This is a genomic window from Kitasatospora purpeofusca, from assembly GCF_042691725.1.
Taxonomy (GTDB): domain Bacteria; phylum Actinomycetota; class Actinomycetes; order Streptomycetales; family Streptomycetaceae; genus Kitasatospora; species Kitasatospora purpeofusca_B.
Genome location: NZ_CP170483.1, coordinates 3623419 through 3639420 on the forward strand (window position 1 = coordinate 3623419; position 16002 = coordinate 3639420).

At 72.4% G+C, this 16002-nt stretch carries 16 protein-coding genes; 4 read left to right on the plus strand and 12 right to left on the minus strand.

Going from position 1 to position 16002, the window contains the following annotated elements; translation table 11 throughout:
- Nucleotides 1-38 precede the first annotated feature (38 nt).
- From ACFCLZ_RS15160 to ACFCLZ_RS15175, 4 genes are read right to left on the minus strand one after another with little or no spacing between them, the layout of a single operon-like run.
- The gene (locus ACFCLZ_RS15160; protein ID WP_380285411.1) at nt 39-1049 is read right to left on the minus strand and encodes an amino acid ABC transporter permease; all 1011 of its coding nucleotides are present in this window, start codon (nt 1047-1049) and stop codon (nt 39-41) included.
- Between the two features lie 34 nt (nt 1050-1083).
- Nucleotides 1084-2034, minus strand: a complete 951-nt coding sequence (locus ACFCLZ_RS15165) for an ABC transporter substrate-binding protein (protein ID WP_380285412.1) — start codon at nt 2032-2034, stop codon at nt 1084-1086.
- A gap of 39 nt (nt 2035-2073) precedes the next feature.
- A complete protein-coding gene (locus ACFCLZ_RS15170) occupies nt 2074-2568 on the minus strand; it encodes a GNAT family N-acetyltransferase (RefSeq protein WP_380285413.1) in 495 nt (164 codons plus the stop codon).
- Nucleotides 2565-3731, minus strand: a complete 1167-nt coding sequence (locus tag ACFCLZ_RS15175; RefSeq protein WP_380285414.1) for an LLM class flavin-dependent oxidoreductase — start codon at nt 3729-3731, stop codon at nt 2565-2567. Before ACFCLZ_RS15175 ends, ACFCLZ_RS15170 begins: the two co-directional genes overlap by 4 nt.
- Nucleotides 3732-4365: 634 nt before the next feature.
- Between ACFCLZ_RS15175 and ACFCLZ_RS15180 the strand changes: the two genes are divergently transcribed.
- Together ACFCLZ_RS15180 and ACFCLZ_RS15185 are read left to right on the plus strand one after the other, a co-directional pair.
- Entirely contained in the window at nt 4366-5385 is a 1020-nt protein-coding gene (locus tag ACFCLZ_RS15180) for an amino acid ABC transporter permease (protein WP_380285415.1), read from the plus strand.
- Nucleotides 5382-7316, plus strand: a complete 1935-nt coding sequence (locus ACFCLZ_RS15185; RefSeq protein ID WP_380285416.1) for an FAD/NAD(P)-binding protein — start codon at nt 5382-5384, stop codon at nt 7314-7316. The genes ACFCLZ_RS15180 and ACFCLZ_RS15185 overlap by 4 nt, the downstream gene beginning before the upstream one ends.
- A gap of 34 nt (nt 7317-7350) precedes the next feature.
- Here ACFCLZ_RS15185 and ACFCLZ_RS15190 read toward each other — a convergent pair whose 3' ends face one another.
- Nucleotides 7351-9159, minus strand: coding sequence for a protein kinase (locus ACFCLZ_RS15190; RefSeq protein ID WP_380285417.1), 1809 nt, complete (start codon nt 9157-9159; stop codon nt 7351-7353).
- A 166-nt stretch (nt 9160-9325) separates the two neighbouring features.
- Between ACFCLZ_RS15190 and ACFCLZ_RS15195 the strand changes: the two genes are divergently transcribed.
- Nucleotides 9326-11611 (plus strand): FdhF/YdeP family oxidoreductase, encoded by a 2286-nt coding sequence (locus ACFCLZ_RS15195; protein ID WP_380285418.1) that lies wholly within the window; start codon nt 9326-9328, stop codon nt 11609-11611.
- Entirely contained in the window at nt 11604-12257 is a 654-nt protein-coding gene (locus ACFCLZ_RS15200) for a CatB-related O-acetyltransferase (protein WP_380285419.1), read from the plus strand. Before ACFCLZ_RS15195 ends, ACFCLZ_RS15200 begins: the two co-directional genes overlap by 8 nt.
- A gap of 34 nt (nt 12258-12291) precedes the next feature.
- Here the strand turns inward: ACFCLZ_RS15200 and ACFCLZ_RS15205 are convergent, their stop codons facing one another.
- The 7 genes from ACFCLZ_RS15205 to ACFCLZ_RS15235 all read right to left on the minus strand — a co-directional run bounded on the left by ACFCLZ_RS15205 (nt 12292) and on the right by ACFCLZ_RS15235 (nt 15969).
- Nucleotides 12292-12732, minus strand: a complete 441-nt coding sequence (locus tag ACFCLZ_RS15205; protein ID WP_380285420.1) for a hypothetical protein — start codon at nt 12730-12732, stop codon at nt 12292-12294.
- Between the two features lie 76 nt (nt 12733-12808).
- A complete protein-coding gene (locus ACFCLZ_RS15210) occupies nt 12809-13051 on the minus strand; it encodes a DUF397 domain-containing protein (protein ID WP_380285421.1) in 243 nt (80 codons plus the stop codon).
- A 77-nt stretch (nt 13052-13128) separates the two neighbouring features.
- Complete coding sequence (locus ACFCLZ_RS15215) at nt 13129-13962, minus strand: helix-turn-helix domain-containing protein (protein WP_380285422.1); 834 nt, start codon at nt 13960-13962, stop codon at nt 13129-13131.
- A complete protein-coding gene (locus ACFCLZ_RS15220; protein ID WP_380285423.1) occupies nt 13959-14486 on the minus strand; it encodes a DUF6879 family protein in 528 nt (175 codons plus the stop codon). The genes ACFCLZ_RS15215 and ACFCLZ_RS15220 overlap by 4 nt, the downstream gene beginning before the upstream one ends.
- Nucleotides 14470-14661 carry a hypothetical protein gene (locus ACFCLZ_RS15225; RefSeq protein ID WP_380285424.1) on the minus strand — a complete coding sequence of 64 codons (192 nt, stop codon included), beginning with the start codon at nt 14659-14661 and terminating at the stop codon, nt 14470-14472. Before ACFCLZ_RS15225 ends, ACFCLZ_RS15220 begins: the two co-directional genes overlap by 17 nt.
- A gap of 203 nt (nt 14662-14864) precedes the next feature.
- On the minus strand, nt 14865-15056 hold the full coding sequence (locus tag ACFCLZ_RS15230) for a DUF397 domain-containing protein (protein ID WP_380285425.1): 192 nt from the start codon (nt 15054-15056) through the stop codon (nt 14865-14867).
- Nucleotides 15049-15969 carry a helix-turn-helix domain-containing protein gene (locus ACFCLZ_RS15235; RefSeq protein ID WP_380285426.1) on the minus strand — a complete coding sequence of 307 codons (921 nt, stop codon included), beginning with the start codon at nt 15967-15969 and terminating at the stop codon, nt 15049-15051. Before ACFCLZ_RS15235 ends, ACFCLZ_RS15230 begins: the two co-directional genes overlap by 8 nt.
- Nucleotides 15970-16002: the final 33 nt, after the last annotated feature.

Below are 16002 nucleotides of genomic sequence, written 5' to 3' on the forward strand. Positions count from 1 at the left end.
CCCGGTCTCCTCGGCGGCGGGGTCCTTGGCGAGGGTGGTCACGAGCGTCCTCCGGTGGTGGCGGCGGTGGCGGTGCGGGCGCGCAGGCCCCGGACGAGCGCCCGGACCCGCTGGAGCGGGGTGGGCGGCGGGGTGCGGTCGGCGCCGCGGGCGAAGTAGCGCTCGACGTAGTACTGGCCGATCGACAGCACGGTGGTGAGCAGCACGTACCAGACGGTGGCGACCATCAGCATCGGCACCACCCGGCCGGTGCGGCCGTACACCACCTGCACCTGGTAGAAGAGCTCGCCGATGGCCATCACGTAGACCACCGAGGTGCCCTTGAACAGCGAGATCACCTCGTTGGCGGCGGCCGGCAGGATGCCCCGCATGGCCTGCGGCAGGACGATCCGCCAGGCCTGCCGCCAGCGCGGCACGCCGAGCGCGGCGGCGGCCTCGCGCTGGCCGGGGTCGACGGCGATCACGCCGCCGCGGATGATCTCGGCGGCGAACGCGGCCTGGTGCAGCCCGAGGCCGAGCACCGCCGCGCCGAGCGCGCCCAGCACGCCGACCGTCTCGACGTCCCCGAAGGTCGGGCCGAACGGGATGCCGAAGCCGAACCGCTTGTAGAGGTAGGAGAGGTTGAACCAGAAGACCAGCTGGACGATCAGCGGGATCGAGCGGAACACCCAGACGTAGGCCCAGGCGACGGTCTGCAGGATCGCGCTGCGGGAGAGCCGCATCGCGGCCACCACGGCCCCGATCAGGAAGCCCAGCACGGTGCCGTAGAAGGTGAGTTCGACGGTCCGGCCGACCGCCCGCAGGATGGCGTCGGCGGTGAAGAACAGCCGGAAGGTCGCCCAGTCCCAGCCGGGGTTGGTGGCCAGGCCGTGGGCGAACTGGGCCAGCACGACGACGGTGGCGAGGCCGGCCGCCCAGCGCCACGGGTGCCGGGCGGGCACGGTGCGCAGCCCGGTCAGTTCGGCGAGGTCGAGCGGGGCGGCCGTACCGGGGGCGGCTCCGGGTCTGTCGCCGGGTTTCGCGAGGGGTTCGGTGGTGGCGGTGCTCATGGGGGACTCCTCCCAAAGGGCCCTGGACAGGGGGTCACGTGTGCTCGGGCGGGCTGATCAGGGATTCCTTGACGGCCGAGTCCGTCACCCCCCACTTCTTGAGGATCCGCTCGTACGTCCCGTCCTTGATCAGCTCGTTGACGGCCGCCTGGAACGCGGGGGTGAGCGGGGAGCCCTTCTTGAACGCGAAGCCGACGTCGAGACGGTGGAACTCGCCGAGGAACCGCGTGTTCGACGCCTCCTGGGAGGCCTGGTAGCGCAGGCCGTTGATGGTGGACATGAGGATGTCCACCCGGCCGTTCTGGAGGCTGGTCAGCGTGGCGCCGTTGTCGCTGAACGCCTTGACGTCGTAGGGCTTCTTGCCGGCGTCGGTGCAGACGTTCTTCTTCGCGTTGAGCGTGGTCTCGAAGGTGGTGCCGGCGCCGGTGCCGATGGTCAGGCCGCAGAGCTGGAGCAGGTCGGTGACCGGCTGGATCGCGGTGTTGTCCTTCTTGACCGCGAAGCCCTGGCCGTCGTCGATGTAGGTGACGAAGTCGATCGTCTTCAGCCGGGCCTCGGTGACCCCGAAGTTGCCGGTGCCGACGTCGTACTTGCCGCTGCCGAGCGCGGGCAGGATGGTCTCGAACGCCGCCTCCTCGCGCTGCACGGTCAGGCCGAGCACCTTGGCCACCGCGTCGGCGAAGTCGACGTCCAGGCCGGCGGCCTTCTTGGTGGCCTGGTCGGCGTAGAACGAGGAGGGCGGGGTGCCGATCGAGGAGCCGAACCTGACCGTGCCGGCGGCCCGGATGTCGGCGGGCAGCAGCGCGGCGGCGGTGTCCGACTTCTTCAGGCCGGAGACGAGGTCCTCGGCGGCGGCGGAGGCGGCCTGCTGCCCGGGGCCCTTGGCGGCCGCCGGCTTCGGGTCCGAGCCGCACGCGGCCAGCGCCAGGACCGGCAGCAGGGCGGTGGCCGCGAGCAGGCGGCGGCGGACGGTGGTGGTTCTCACGGTACGGGTGCCTTTCGGGGTGGGGCAGATCAGCGTGGGTCAGCGGAGGTGCTTCTCGAACGGCAGCGGGCCGATGGTCAGCGGATCGGCGGTGACGTCGAACAGCGGGGTGTAGCCGTTGGCCAGGTAGAGCCCCCGGGCCTCGGGCTGGCGCGGGCCGGTGGTGAGGAAGATCCGGCGGTAGCCGGCCGCGACGGCGGCCCGCTCCAGTTCGGCCAGCACCCGGGTGGCCAGGCCCCGGCGGCGGTGCGCCGAGTGCGTCCACATCCGCTTCACCTCGGCCGTCCCCGCGTCGTAGCGCTTGTACGCGCCGCCGGCCACCGGCTCGCCGTCCTCCAGCAGGAGCAGCAGGACGCCGTGCGGCTCGGCCCAGCTGTCCGCCGGGTAGCGGGTCATCTCCTCGTGCGCCTCGGGGCCGTAGCGGCGGACGTACTCCTCGGTGAGCTCGCGCACCAGCGGCTCGGCGAGCGGGTCGTCGATGCCCACCCGGCGGACCTCGACGCCGAGGCCCGGCGCACCGGGCGGGGCCGTCACGCCTGGGCCGCGATCAGCTGGTGCCGGTCGCGCTCGGCCTGCTCGGAGCGGGCGGCCTCGGCGGCCGCCGAGGCGGCGTCCCGCTTGGCGACCTCCTCCCGGACGATCGGGATCACGTACCGGCCGAAGTCGATGGCGTCGTCCACCAGGTGGTAGCCGCGCGCGGAGAGGATGTCCACGCCCAGGTCGTAGTAGTCGAGCAGCGCCTGGGCGACCGTCTCCGGGGTGCCGACCAGCGCGTTGGAGTTGCCCGACCCGCCGGTGGCGGCGGCGGTCGGCGTCCACAGCGCCCGGTCGTAGCGCTCACCCGCCTCGGCGATCTCCAGCAGGCGCTGCGACCCGGCGTTCTCCGGCGCGGCGCCGGCCGGACGGCCCCGGCGGATCAGCTCGCCGCCCTCCCGGCGGGCCCGGATCGCGTCCACCGTCCGGTGCGCCTTCTCCCAGGCCAGTTCCTCGGTGGGGGCGATGATCGGCCGGAACGCCACCTGGATCCGCGGCACGTCGCTGCGCCCGGCGGCCCGCGCCGCCTCCTTCACCCGCTCGATCTGCTCGGCGGTGCGGGCCAGCGGCTCGCCCCACAGGCCGTAGACGTCCGCCTCGGCGCCGCCGACCGCGTACGCCGCCGCCGAGGAGCCGCCGAAGGAGACGCCCGGGCGCGGCTGCTGCACGGGGAAGACGTCGGCGACGAAGTCGTTGAAGCGGTAGTGCGCGCCCTCGTGGTCGAAGGGCTCCCGGCTGGTCCAGGCCTTCTTGACGATCCCGATGTACTCCCGGGTCCGGGCGTACCGCTCGTCCTTGGTGAGGAAGTCGCCCTCGCGCTGCTGCTCGTGGTCGCTGCCGCCGGTGATGAAGTGGACGGTGAGCCGGCCCTCGCTGATCCGGTCCAGGGTGGCGAAGGTCTTGGCGGCGAAGGTCGGGTACGAGACGTTCGGGCGGTGGGCGAGCAGGATCTGCAGCGTGTCGAGGCGGGAGGCGAGGAACGCGGCGGCGGGCGCCGGGTCGGGGGCGCCGGAGCCGTAGGCGAACAGCACGCGGTCCCAGCCGTGCTCCTCGTGGGCGCGGGCCAGCCGCAGGGTGTAGTCGCGGTCGAACGCGGCGGTGGTGCGCGCGGTGGTCTCGGTACCGTCGGCGGTGGCGGCGATGCCGAGGAATTCGACGGGCATGGTGGCGGAACCTTTCGGGTCGTACGCAGTCCGGTGGGCTGCGGGTGGGCAGGCCGGAAAGTGCCCTGTGCGGCGAGGGCGACGGCGGGCACGTGACGGCCCGCGGACGGACGGGGAAAGCCGGAGCGCAACGCGGTGAGGAGGAGGAAGGGGGCGGCGGCAGCGCGCTGATGACGAACCGTCAGAGCTCGACGGCTCTCCCGGCCCGGAACGGGGCGCCGAGGGAGGTCCCCGCGAGGGAGGACGGGGCCGGGTGGACGGCCCGCTGCCGGGTCAGCCGCGACACGCCGCGGACCACACCCGACCGAAGTCGATGTGGTCGCGGGTGACCAGGGGCTGCTCGGCGTACATGGCCTCAAGTTGAGCAGCGAACCGCGCACGGCGTCAACCATCCTCCATTGCCGCCGTGTTGCGATCTCCTGTCGCCCCGCGACACGTTCCGGACCCCGCCCCGCGGCACCCGCCCCACCCTTGACACCGGCCGATCGCTCACGCGTACGATCACGGCCGGAGTGCAGTGCACCGCCGGGCCGTGTTGAGGGACGCGGGCCGGCCGCAACGGCCGTACGTGACGACGCCGTACCCCGCCCCGTGCGCCCGCGCGCATCTCCGCCCTCCCGCCTGGAGCCTTCGCATGGCCACCCCGGACGTCCTGCCCGCCCCCGCCCGCCCCCTCCCCGGGTCCGCCGCCCCGCCGCCGGCGACCGCCCCCGACCCCACGGCCGCCACCGCCCGGATCGTCCCGCGCCGCCGCCCCGGCCAGTGGGCCTCCGCCGCCGCCGCCCTGCTGCTGTTCGCGATGGTGGTCAACTCCCTGGCCCGCAACAAGGCGTTCCAGTGGGACGTGGTCGCCGACTGGTTCACCGCCGCCTCCGTCATGAACGGCCTCACCCTGACCCTGTGGCTGACCGCCGTCACCCTCGCCCTCGGCTTCCTGCTCGGCACCGTCCTCGCCACCATGCGGCTGTCCGCCAACCCGGTGCTGCGCACGCTCAGCTGGGTCTACATCTGGATCTTCCGCTCCACCCCGGCGCTGGTGCAGCTGCTGCTGTTCTTCAACATCGGCGCCCTCTACCCGACGCTCGGCCTCGGCATCCCGTTCGGCCCGGAGTTCCTCACCGTCCGCACCGTCAACCTGTTCGGCCCGACCCTGACCGCCGTGGTCGGCCTGACCCTGCTGGAGGCCGCGTACGCCGCCGAGGTGGTGCGCGGCGGCATCCTCTCCGTCGACCGCGGCCAGCTGGAGGCCGCCTCCGCGCTCGGCCTCGGCCGGTGGCGGGTGCTGCGGCGGATCGTCGTCCCGCAGGCGATGCGCTCGATCGTGCCGACCGCCGGGAACATGCTGATCAGCGCGCTCAAGGGGACCAGCATCATCAGCGTGCTGGCCGTCTCCGACCTGCTCTACTCGGTCCAGCTGGTCTACCTGCAGTCCTACCAGGTCATCCCGATGCTGATGGTCGCCACCATCTGGTACATCGTGATCACCACGGTGCTGTCCGTCGGGCAGTACTACGTCGAGCGGCACTACGCGAAGGGCGCCACCCGCGAAGGGCTGCCGCCCACCCCGCTGCAGAAGGCCCGCGCCGGGTACCGGCGGCTGCGCGCCGCCGCCTCCTCCGATTCCGCCGGCCTGCCCGGGGAGGCCGGCCGATGAGCGCCGCCCTGGTCATCGTCGGCGCCGGGCCGCGCGGCACCGGCGTCCTGGAGCGGATCGCCGCCAACGCGCCCGAACTGCTGCCCGCCGACCGGCCCCTGCACATCCACCTGGTCGACCCGCACCCCCCGGGCGGGGGCCGGGTCTGGCGCCACGAGCAGTCCCCGCTGCTGCGGATGAACTCGATGGCCGAGGACGTCACGATGTTCACCGACGAGCGCTCGACCATCGACGGGCCGGTCCGCCCCGGCCCCTCGCTCGCCGAATGGGCCGCGGACCCCCGGGCCTTCGCCCCCTACCGGGAGATCACCGACCCGGACGTCCGGGCCGAGCTGCGCACCCTCGCGCCCACCGACTTCCCCACCCGGCGGGCCCAGAGCGCCTACCTGGACTGGGTGTTCCGGCGCGCCGTCGCCGACCTGCCGCCGCACGTCACGGTCACCGTCCACCGGGACACCGCGCACCGCGTCGAGGGCCCGCCGGACGGCCCGCAGCGCGTCCACCTCACCGACCGGGTGCTCACCGCCGACCACGTCGTGCTCACCCTCGGCCACCTCGACTCCGCCCCCGACCCCCGGTACGCCGCCGACACCGCCTTCGCCGGCCGGCACGGCCGCCTCCACCTGCCGCCCGCCTACTCCGCCGACGCGGCCGCCGAACTCGACCGCATAGCCCCCGGCGAGCACACCGTGCTGCGCGGCTTCGGACTCGCCTTCGTCGACCTGGTCTCCCTGCTCACCGAGGGCCGCGGCGGGCGCTTCGAGCCGGACGGCGCGCACGGCCTGGTCTACCGCCCCTCCGGCCACGAGCCCGTCCTGCACGTCGGCTCCCGGCGCGGCGTCCCCTACCACTCCAAGACGGACTACCGCCTCCAGGGCCCGCGCGCACCGCTCCCCCGGTACTTCGACGCCGCCGCCGTCGACGCCCTGCTCGACCGGCCCGGCCCGCTCGAACTGCGGCGCGACGCCTGGCCGCTGATGGCCAAGGACATCGGCCTCGGCCACTACCACGAACTGTTCCACGCCCACCCCGAGCGCACCGCCCTGCCCTGGACGGAGTTCCTGGCCGGCCTCGACGCCCACCCCTGGGCGTCCCCGGAGCTGCGCGCCCTGGTCGCGCGGGCCGTCCCCGACCCGGCCGACCGGCTCGATCTGGAACGCCTCGACTTCCCGCTCGCCGGCCTCGAACTCGGCTCCGCCGAGGAGCTCCAGCACCACCTGCGCCGCTACATCACCGAGGACGCCGACCGCCGCGCCGACCCCGCCCACAGCGCCGACCTCGGCGCCTTCCTCGCCCTGCTCTCGCTCTTCGGCCAGCTGCCCCGGCTGCTCGGCTCCGGCCGGCTCACCGCCCGCTCGGTGGGCGAGGAGGTCGACGAGTGGTTCTTCGGCTACTTCAGCTACCTCGCCTCCGGCCCGCCCGGCTTCAGGCTGCGCCAGCTGCTCGCGCTCTCCGAGGCCGGGGTGGTCCGCTTCCTCGGCGCGGGCGTCCGGGTCGACCGGGACGAGGCCACCGGCACCTGGCGGGCCTCCGGCGCCACCGTGCCCGGCCACACCGTCACCGCCACCGCGCTGGTCGAGGCGTACCTGCCCAAGCACGCGCTGGCCCGCACCCGCGACCCGCTGCTGGCCGAGCTGCACCGCGCCGGACGGATCACCGAGGAGGTCGTCACCGACTCCGAGTACACCCACCGCTCGGGCCTGCTCACCATCCGCCCCGGGGACAGCCGCGTCCTCGACCCGGCCCTCGACCCCGCCCTCGACGGCGGCGCGCACCCGCGCCGAACCGCGCTCGGCCCGCACACCAGCCTGCGCGCGGCCGCCGCCTTCTCCCGCCCGCGCACCGACTCGCCCGGCTTCCGCCAGAACGACGCCGCCGCCCGGGCCCTGCTGTGCGCGCTCGCCCGCGCGTCCTCCGCGGTTCCCGTCTAGGGCGCGGCTCCTGGATCCTTGCCGCCGCGCCGCGTCACGGCCCGTAGATCTCCTCGACCAGGTCCTCGGCCGTGACGTGGTCCGGCGCGGAGAGGATCCAGGTGCCGACCTCCTTGATCCCGGTGCCGCGCTCCAGCGCGCTCAGGCAGGCGTTGGCCTCCTGCTCCGAGCCGAAGTCCCAGGCCAGCAGGCGGCGGATCAGGGCCAGCGCCTCCCCCGGGTGCATCCGCGGCCGCCGGCCGGACCGCGCCCGCCCGGCCGGGGCCGCCGCCAGCCGGTGCTGGTAGCCGGCGAGGTCCTGCCAGGCCTGGACGGTCGCCGGGTGGTGCTCCCCGAGCGCCCGGGCGAGGTCCGGCAGCAGGGCGCGCAGCTGGAGCACCGCGCCCGCCAGGTCGCCCCGGTTGGCCGTGTACACCGCCAGGTCGTGCCGCGCCTTGAGCACCCGGGGGTCGTGGCCGCCCCAGGCGGTGTGCAGGTCCGGCAGCAGCTGGACGAGCCTGCGCAGCGCGCTGACCGTCTCGCCGCTCTCGCCGATGCACCACACCAGGTGGTACCGGGCGGCGAGGGTGTCCGGGTCGGTCCGGCCGAGGACGAGCCGCATGTCCTCGGACACGGTGGAGAGCAGCCGGATCGCGCCGTCGAGGTCGCCGGCCCGGCTCAGGAACCAGGTGAAGTCGCGCCAGGCGTTGAGGGTTTCGCGGTCGGTGGCGCCGAGTGCGGCCACGGCCTCCTGGGCCACCGCCTGGAGCTGGATGGCGGACTCGCCGGGCGTCGCCGCCCGGAAGGCGGCGGCCCGGCGCTCGCGCAGGGTGGCCCGGACGGCCTCCTGCGGCGAGGACGGCGCGGGCGGGGACGGCGCGGGCGGCGGGGCCGTCACCGGCGGGGTGGTGAGCGGCGGCAGCACGGGCCCGACCGGCCCGACCGGCCCGAACGACCCAGTGGTCGGCGGCGGCGCCGACGGCATCGGCGGCACGGCGGGCCCCGCCGTCCGCCCCGCTGTCCGCCCCGCCCTGTGCCCCTCCTCCAGCTCCGCCAGCCGCCGCTCCACCGTCCGGGCGTCCGCCGGGCGCCCGTCCGGGTCCTTCGCCAGCAGCTCCGCGACCAGCCCCGCCAGCTCCGCCGGCAGCCCGAACGGCGCCGGATCCAGCGCCGGCGGCGGCTCGTTCAGATGCTGGTACATCAGCACCGGCGTCGAGTCCCCGGCGAACGGCCGCGCCCCGGTGCAGAGTTCGACCAGCACGCAGCCGAACGCGTAGAGGTCCGCCCGGCCGTCCACCCGGCCCCCGGTCCAGCGCTCCGGCGCCATGTACGCCGGGCTGCCGATGACCGTCCCGGTGGTGGTCAGCCCGCCCGCCCCGATGTCGAGCTGCGCGATGCCGAAGTCCAGCACCTTCGCCACCCCGGCCTCGGTGACCATGATGTTCTCGGGCTTGATGTCCCGGTGCACCATCCCCGCGTCGTGCGCGGCGGCCAGCGCGGAGCAGATCTGCCGCCCCCACCGCAGGCTCCGCTCCGGGTCCGCCGGGCCGTCCCGGAGCACGGCGGTCAGGGTGCGGCCGGTGAGCAACTCCATCACCAGGTACGTCACCTGCCGGCCGCCCAGCTCGCCCTCGCCGAGGTCGTGCACGGTGACGATGTGCGGGTGGGAAAGGTTCCCGGCCGCACAGGCCTCCCGGACGAACCGCAGCGCCGCCTTCTGCTGGTCCTCGCCATGGTGGTTGATGACCTTGACCGCCACCGGCCGCCGCATCCGGGTGTCGAAGGCCCGCCACACCACGCCGAACCCGCCCTGGCCCAGTCGCTCGACCAGCTGGTACCGCCCGTCGAGCACGTCGCCGACCATCACCCGCCCACCCCCGGCCCCATCGAAGCATCTGAACTCTATCCGCGCCCCCGCCCCGGCCGCCCTCCCCCTTTTCTCCCCTGCCGCCCCCGACCCCCCGAATGCGAGGATGAGGTCAGGCGCCGCGACGAGGCGGCGGCCCCCCGCACAGCCGAGGAGCGCAGTCATGGCCAAGCAGGCCCCGCAGAGCGACCCGGCGCAGGACGCCCCCCGGGTCTCCTCGCCCCAGCACGCGGCCGCCGGGCTGCCCGCCGTCGGCCACAGCCTGCGGATGGCCACCGAGCAGATGGGCGCCCGCCGCACCCTGAGCACCCTGCTCAAGGTCAACCAGCCCGACGGCTTCGACTGCCCCGGCTGCGCCTGGCCGGAGCCCGGGAAGACGCACACCGCCGAGTTCTGCGAGAACGGCGCCAAGGCCGTCGCCGAGGAGGCCACCGAGCGCCGGATCCGCGCCGAGTTCTTCGCCGCCCACCCGGTCGCCGAGCTGGCCGAGCGCTCCGGCTACTGGCTCGGCCAGCAGGGCCGGCTCACCCAGCCGATGTTCCTCGACGAGGGCGCCACCCACTACACCCCCGTCTCCTGGGACGACGCCTTCGCGCTGATCGCCGAGGAGCTGCGCGCCCTGGACACCCCGGACGGCGCCGCGTTCTACACCTCGGGCCGGACCAGCAACGAGGCCGCGTTCGCCTACCAGCTGTTCGCCCGCCGGCTCGGCACCAACAACCTGCCGGACTGCTCCAACATGTGCCACGAGTCCTCCGGCTCCGCGCTCACCGAGACGCTCGGCGTCGGCAAGGGCAGCGTCAGCCTCAAGGACCTCTACCAGGCCGATCTGATCATCGTCGCGGGCCAGAACCCGGGCACCAACCACCCCCGGATGCTCTCCGCCCTGGAGCGGGCCAAGCGCGCCGGCGCGACCATCGTCAGCGTCAACCCGCTGCCCGAGGCCGGACTGGAGCGCTTCAAGAACCCGCAGCAGGCGCGCGGCCTGGTCGGCCACGGCACCAAGCTGACCGACCTCTTCCTGCAGATCCGGCTCGGCGGCGACCTCGCCCTGTTCCGTGCCGTCAACCAGCTGCTGCTGGAGAAGGACGCCGTCGACCACGCCTTCGTCGACGAGCACTGCCACGGCTTCGCGGAGTTCGCCGCCGAGGCCGGGTCGACCTCCCGCGAGGAGGTGCTCGCCGCCACCGGGCTGCCGTGGTCCCAGATCGAGGAGCTGGCCCGGCTCGTCCTCGCCTCCGAGAAGGTCATCGTCTGCTGGGCGATGGGCCTCACCCAGCACAAGCACGCCGTGCCGACCATCCGCGAGGTCGTGAACTTCCTGCTGCTGCGCGGCAACGTCGGCCGCCCGGGCGCGGGCGTCTGCCCGGTGCGCGGGCACAGCAACGTCCAGGGCGACCGGACGATGGGCATCTTCGAACGCCCCTCCACCGCCTTCCTGGACGCCCTCGGCCGCGAGTTCTCCTTCGAACCGCCGCGCGAGCACGGCCTGGACTCCGTCGACTCCATCCGCGCGATGCGCGACGGCCGGATCGGCGTCTTCTTCGCGATGGGCGGCAACTTCGTCGCCGCCACCCCGGACACCGACGTCACCGAGGCCGCGATGCGCCGCTGCCGGCTCACCGTGCACGTCTCCACCAAGCTCAACCGCTCGCACGTGATCACCGGCTCCCGCGCCCTGATCCTCCCCACCCTCGGCCGCACCGACCGGGACGTCACCGCGCGCGGCGCCCAGTTCGTCACCGTCGAGGACTCGATGGGCCAGGTCCACTCCTCGCGCGGCGGCCTGCGCCCGCCGGCCCCGGGCCTGCTCTCCGAGACCGCCATCGTCTGCCGCCTCGCCCGCGCCGTCCTCGGGCCGCAGGACACCGTGCCGTGGGAGGACTTCGCCGCCGACTACGACACCCTGCGCGACCGGATCGCCCGGGTCGTCCCCGGCTTCGAGGACTACAACGACAAGGTCCGCCGCCCCGGCGGCTTCACCCTCCCGCACGGCCCGCGCGACACCCGCACCTTCCCCACCACCACCGGCAAGGCCAACTTCACGGTCAACCCGCTCACGGCGCCGGAGGTGCCGCAGGGCCGTCTCCTGCTCCAGACCCTCCGTTCCCACGACCAGTACAACACCACCATCTACGGCCTCGACGACCGCTACCGGGGCATCCAGGGCGGGCGCCGCGTCGTCCTGGTCAACCCGGCGGACGCCGCCTCCCTTTCCCTCGCCGACGGCCAGTACGTCGACCTGGTCAGCGAGTGGAAGGACGGCGTCGAGCGCCGCGCCCCGCACTTCCGCGTCGTCCACTACCCCGTGGCCCGCGGCGGCGCCGCCGCCTACTACCCCGAGACCAACGTCCTGGTCCCGCTGGACTCCACGGCCGACATCAGCAACACGCCCACCTCCAAGGCCGTCGTCATCCGCTTCGAGCCCGACAGCGGCGCCGATGCCTGAGCCGACAGCTGTCCCGACACCCGACCCGACGGTCCTCCACCCGATGCCGGAGCAGCCCCGCGTGGTGCTGCTCCGGCCGCTGGTGACGTCCCCGCTCATCGAGGTCGGGGAGTTCACCTACTACGACGACCCGGACGACGCCACCGCGTTCGAGACCCGCAACGTGCTGTACCACTACGGGCCGGAGCGACTGGTCATCGGCAAGTACTGCGCCCTGGGCACCGGCGTGCGGTTCATCATGAACGGCGCCAACCACCGCGTGGACGGCCCGTCGACCTTCCCGTTCCCCATCATGGGCGGCTCCTGGGCCGGCCACTTCGACCTCCTCACCGACCTGCCGAACCGGGGCGACACGGTGGTCGGCCACGACGTCTGGTTCGGCAACGGCGTGACGGTCATGCCGGGCGTCCGCATCGGCCACGGCGCCATCATCGCCACCGGCGCCGTGGTCACCACCGACATCCCGCCCTACGCCATCGCCGGCGGCAACCCCGCCCGCATCATCCGCCACCGCTACGACAAGGACGACGTCGCCCGCCTCCTCACCGTCGCCTGGTGGAACTGGCCCACCGACCACATCACCGCACACGTGCGCACGATCATGTCCGGCACCGTCGGGGACCTGGAGGCCGCCGCCCCGGAGTAGGAAGTCGGCCCGGCCGACTTCCTACTCCGGCACGTCACCGCCGTCCAAGCGGGCAGGGCGGGGGTGCCTCCGAGGTGGGGTTGTGGGTGCGGGGGCAGGAGACGGTGGCGACGGAGCGGAGTTGCCGGGCGGGGGTCCAGTACGTCCACACCACGTCGTGGGGATAGGTGGAGAGGGAGTTCCGGGCGTGGTCGAGCCGGAGCGCCGGAGAGAGGTCGGTATCCAGGGCGGGGGCATCGGCGAGCCGCTTGCCGAGCCAGTCCAAGGCGCTTGCCGGGTCGTCGGTGGTGAGTCCGATCCGTTCTGCCGGCTTGGCGAGCCAGTGCATGACCTCCAGGGGCGGAACCGGGCTGCTCCAGACCGGCCGCCTGCCGTTCTGGAGCTCGGGCGGTCGTCGGTCGCCGTCTTCGGGCCGCTTGCTGCCTGCCCAGGCGTAGCAGTGCCAGTGGAGTGCGGGCCTGTGCCAGTGATCCATGCGCGTCTACCCTTGGTGGATGGGTCGGCCCCGCCCCCAATTGGCGTGGGGACGGGGCCGGTTCGTGCCGGGTGTGTCAGACCGCCATGCCGAAGCGCGCCGGGTCGATACCCGCCGCCGCCAACTCGGCCGTGCTGAACCGCAGCTCGACACCCGGGCGCTTGGTGTCACCCATCACCCACAGCCCGCCCACGACGCCGGGCACCTCCCGCAGGGTCGCGCAGGTCTCGTGCTCCGACTGCGGGTTGCCCCCGCACGCCCGGTACGCGGTCACCCCGGCCGGAACCTCGATCTCGTACAGGTCGATGTGCTCGGACACTTCCACCTCCAGTGGATCGACGGGAGCCACAGCGGTTCCCGTCGAGCGGAACTCACCGTAGGGGCGGGGAGCACTCGCTACGAGGCGCTTTCCTGTTCCCTCAAGAAGTCGTCCCGGATGCCTTCGACCAGGCGACGCATGTCGTCATCGAAGAGGGCTCCGGCCGCGAATCCGTCGAACTTCCGAACATAGATCTCGACGTCCCGCGGATCGGTGACCGTCACCTCGGCATGGACGGTCTCGACCGTGACCATGCGGTCGTCCCGAATGACGAAGGAGTGGGCCGGCGCGTCGAACTGCGGTGTGGTGAGCGGCACGACCCGGATGTCCACGTGCGACATCCGGGAGGCGGAGACGATGCGGTCCAACTGCCCGGCCATCATCGCCGCCGGAACCAATCGCCATCTGAGGACGGGCTCGGTGATCACGAATCGCAGGTTCTTGGCGGCGTCGTAGAGGGTCGACTGCCTGGCCAGCCTCGCCGCGATCGCCCGTGACAGCTGGTCCTCCCCGAGGCCCTTCCGCCCGAACACCGCCCGCACGTATTCGGGTGTCTGCAGCAGTCCGGGGACGATGGAGGGCTGGAACACGCGAACCGTCCTGGTCGCGTCGTCCAGCGCTTTGATCTGCTGCTGCTTCCGATGGTGACCGAGGCCTCGGACCAGCCGCCATGCCGTCGCTTCCGTGGCCTCCGCACGGGCGGCAGCCATGTACTCGGCCTTGACCTCGTCCGATACCCCTATGGCGGTGAGGATGCGTTCGACGTCCACCACGGTGGGCGCCACCTTGCCGGTCTCGATCTTGCTCAGCTTGCTCGGAGACATGACGGCGCCACGGGCGACGGCCTTGGCCTCCTTGGCGGAAGCCTGCCGAAGTGCCCGCAGAGCCGTACCGAGTTGTGTTCTGTTCACTCGCCGTACTGAGCCCACCATTCCGCGAACGGCACGGAATGTGCCATCGCGGTGTCGCGGTACGCCTTGAACTCGGTCAGCCGTGCGGCGTCGGGGAAGTCAGCGCCGAGGTACTTGCCGTTGCTGTCGTAGTTCATCGCGGCGACGGTCTCGCCGTCGAAGAGCCAGAAGTCCGGTGCCTGCGGGACCGGGTTCTGCTGATCGGTGGTGTCGAGGATGAAGAACTCCTCGCCGACCGCCATGTTGCGGTGATAGCCCCAGGCAAGTTCGAACCGGAGGTAGTCGGTGAGCGGGCGCGAGAGGACGTGGACCCGGTACATGCGCTTACCCGAATGGGTGGCCTCGGCCACCGTCCCGACCCAGCCGGCGGTCCGGTACCCCTCAGGCTGCTCTTCCCCGGCGAGGAACGCATGGTAGGCGTCCACCCCTCCGGACTGGCTGTAGTCGTCCAGTGTCTCCAGCCGAAAGGCCTCCCGGTCGAACGCCGAGAACCAGTCCCCGAGGCGCCTAGATGAGGTTGTCACGGATGGCCTTTCGAATGAGTTCGACAGGGATCTCGACCAACGACTCGTGGGTAGGAATCCGAAGACTGTGCTCGGCGATCCGGCTGCCCTGCACCGCGAGAGTGCCACGATCCGTCAGGTACAGCGTCGGGCAGTCACCGTCGTCGCATGAACCTACAAGCCGCGTCAGCTTCATGGCCGTCTCCTCAGTGGCTTGGCGTCACGACCATGGTCCCGAACGCTCAAGGCTCCGGACAAGAGGCTGCCGTTTCTAATACTGGAAACCGTCTCGCTTCGAACAAGCAATCCCACTCTTCCCCAGCAGGATCGAAAGGCGATCAGGGCAACCAGGAAGTCGGCCCCGCCGACTTCCTGCTCCACGCCGGACGGCGGCCGGGGTCAGGCGTGGTGGTCGAGTTCGCCATCCTTGATGGCACGGAGGAGGTCGGCGAAGGCGGCGGGAACGGCACTGAGGATCGTGCCAGGCTCATCGGATTCGCGGAGTTCAACCGCCTCGATGCCTGCACGGACCTCGATGCACTCGTTGTTCGAGGCGCTGTAGCTGGACTTCTGCCACTCCGAGCTAGACATTCCCGGACTTCACTTCCTTCATGACGGATCGGATGAACTCGCGCGATTCGGCTTCCTCGAGAGCAGTCGAGTCGAGACGCGAGAAGATGACTCGATGCTTGGCCAAGTCGGCTTGCGAGTCGAAGAAGAGAGCACCTTGGGACACGTCCATCTCGATGGTGTCGAGTTCAGGGACCGGCCCTTCAGCAAAGGTCAGGTTCTCGCCGGAGCCCGGAAAGGTGTCGAGGGCGAACGGCACCACTCGCACGGAGATTCCCGGATGCTCGGAGTCGTCGATCAGGGCCCCGAGTTGCTCGACGAGCACCGCAGGACCACCGAACTGCATCCGCAGTGCGGCCTCGTGGATGAAGGTTCGCAAGGGCATGGAGCCGGAGCGGACAATCTCCTGGCGCCGAAGCCGGAAGGCTGTCCGAGCCTCCACCTCCTTCGCCGATAGCGGTGGAAACAATCGGGCGAAGACTGCGGCCGCATAGGCTCGGGTCTGGAGCAGGCCAGGCATGTATGCGGTGGTGCAGAAGGTCAGCTTCTCGGCGTGGGCCTCAAGCTCGGCAACTTCGAGGAAGTCGATCGTGAGGGCGCCTCGGTAGTCCTCCCACCATCCCTTTCCGCGCTCCGAAGCCATCGCCGCGAGCGCGTCGATCAGCGGTTCGTTGGCGCACCCGCACGCCGAGGCGACCATGCGCAGTCGCTCGGGGCTGACGCCGATCTTCGCCATCTCCATCTGCGTCATCTGGGCCGGGCTGATCCCGAGCTTCCGGGCGAGCTCACTGCCACCGAGGCCCGCCTGCTCTCGCATCCGCCGCAGCTCGCTTCCGAGGCGCCGTTGGCGGAGGGTCGGGTTGGAGCGAAGGGCCATGACGTCCTCTCTGACGGGGCTGAACCAGTCTGCCGCGCGGTCGGCAGGCTGGTCCAACTGCGAGTGGACTACACGGTAGGGGCGCCCCGA

Excerpts from the sequence above, each read along its gene's own strand:
- ACFCLZ_RS15160 (WP_380285411.1), bottom strand. The coding sequence starts at position 1,049 with ATGAGCACCGCCACCACCGAACCCCTCGCGAAACCCGGCGACAGACCC.
- ACFCLZ_RS15175 (WP_380285414.1), bottom strand. The coding sequence starts at position 3,731 with ATGCCCGTCGAATTCCTCGGCATCGCCGCCACCGCCGACGGTACCGAG.
- ACFCLZ_RS15180 (WP_380285415.1), top strand. The coding sequence starts at position 4,366 with ATGGCCACCCCGGACGTCCTGCCCGCCCCCGCCCGCCCCCTCCCCGGG.
- ACFCLZ_RS15185 (WP_380285416.1), top strand. The coding sequence starts at position 5,382 with ATGAGCGCCGCCCTGGTCATCGTCGGCGCCGGGCCGCGCGGCACCGGC.
- ACFCLZ_RS15190 (WP_380285417.1), bottom strand. The coding sequence starts at position 9,159 with ATGGTCGGCGACGTGCTCGACGGGCGGTACCAGCTGGTCGAGCGACTG.
- ACFCLZ_RS15195 (WP_380285418.1), top strand. The coding sequence starts at position 9,326 with ATGGCCAAGCAGGCCCCGCAGAGCGACCCGGCGCAGGACGCCCCCCGG.
- ACFCLZ_RS15200 (WP_380285419.1), top strand. The coding sequence starts at position 11,604 with ATGCCTGAGCCGACAGCTGTCCCGACACCCGACCCGACGGTCCTCCAC.
- ACFCLZ_RS15205 (WP_380285420.1), bottom strand. The coding sequence starts at position 12,732 with ATGGATCACTGGCACAGGCCCGCACTCCACTGGCACTGCTACGCCTGG.
- ACFCLZ_RS15225 (WP_380285424.1), bottom strand. The coding sequence starts at position 14,661 with ATGAAGCTGACGCGGCTTGTAGGTTCATGCGACGACGGTGACTGCCCG.
- ACFCLZ_RS15230 (WP_380285425.1), bottom strand. The coding sequence starts at position 15,056 with ATGTCTAGCTCGGAGTGGCAGAAGTCCAGCTACAGCGCCTCGAACAAC.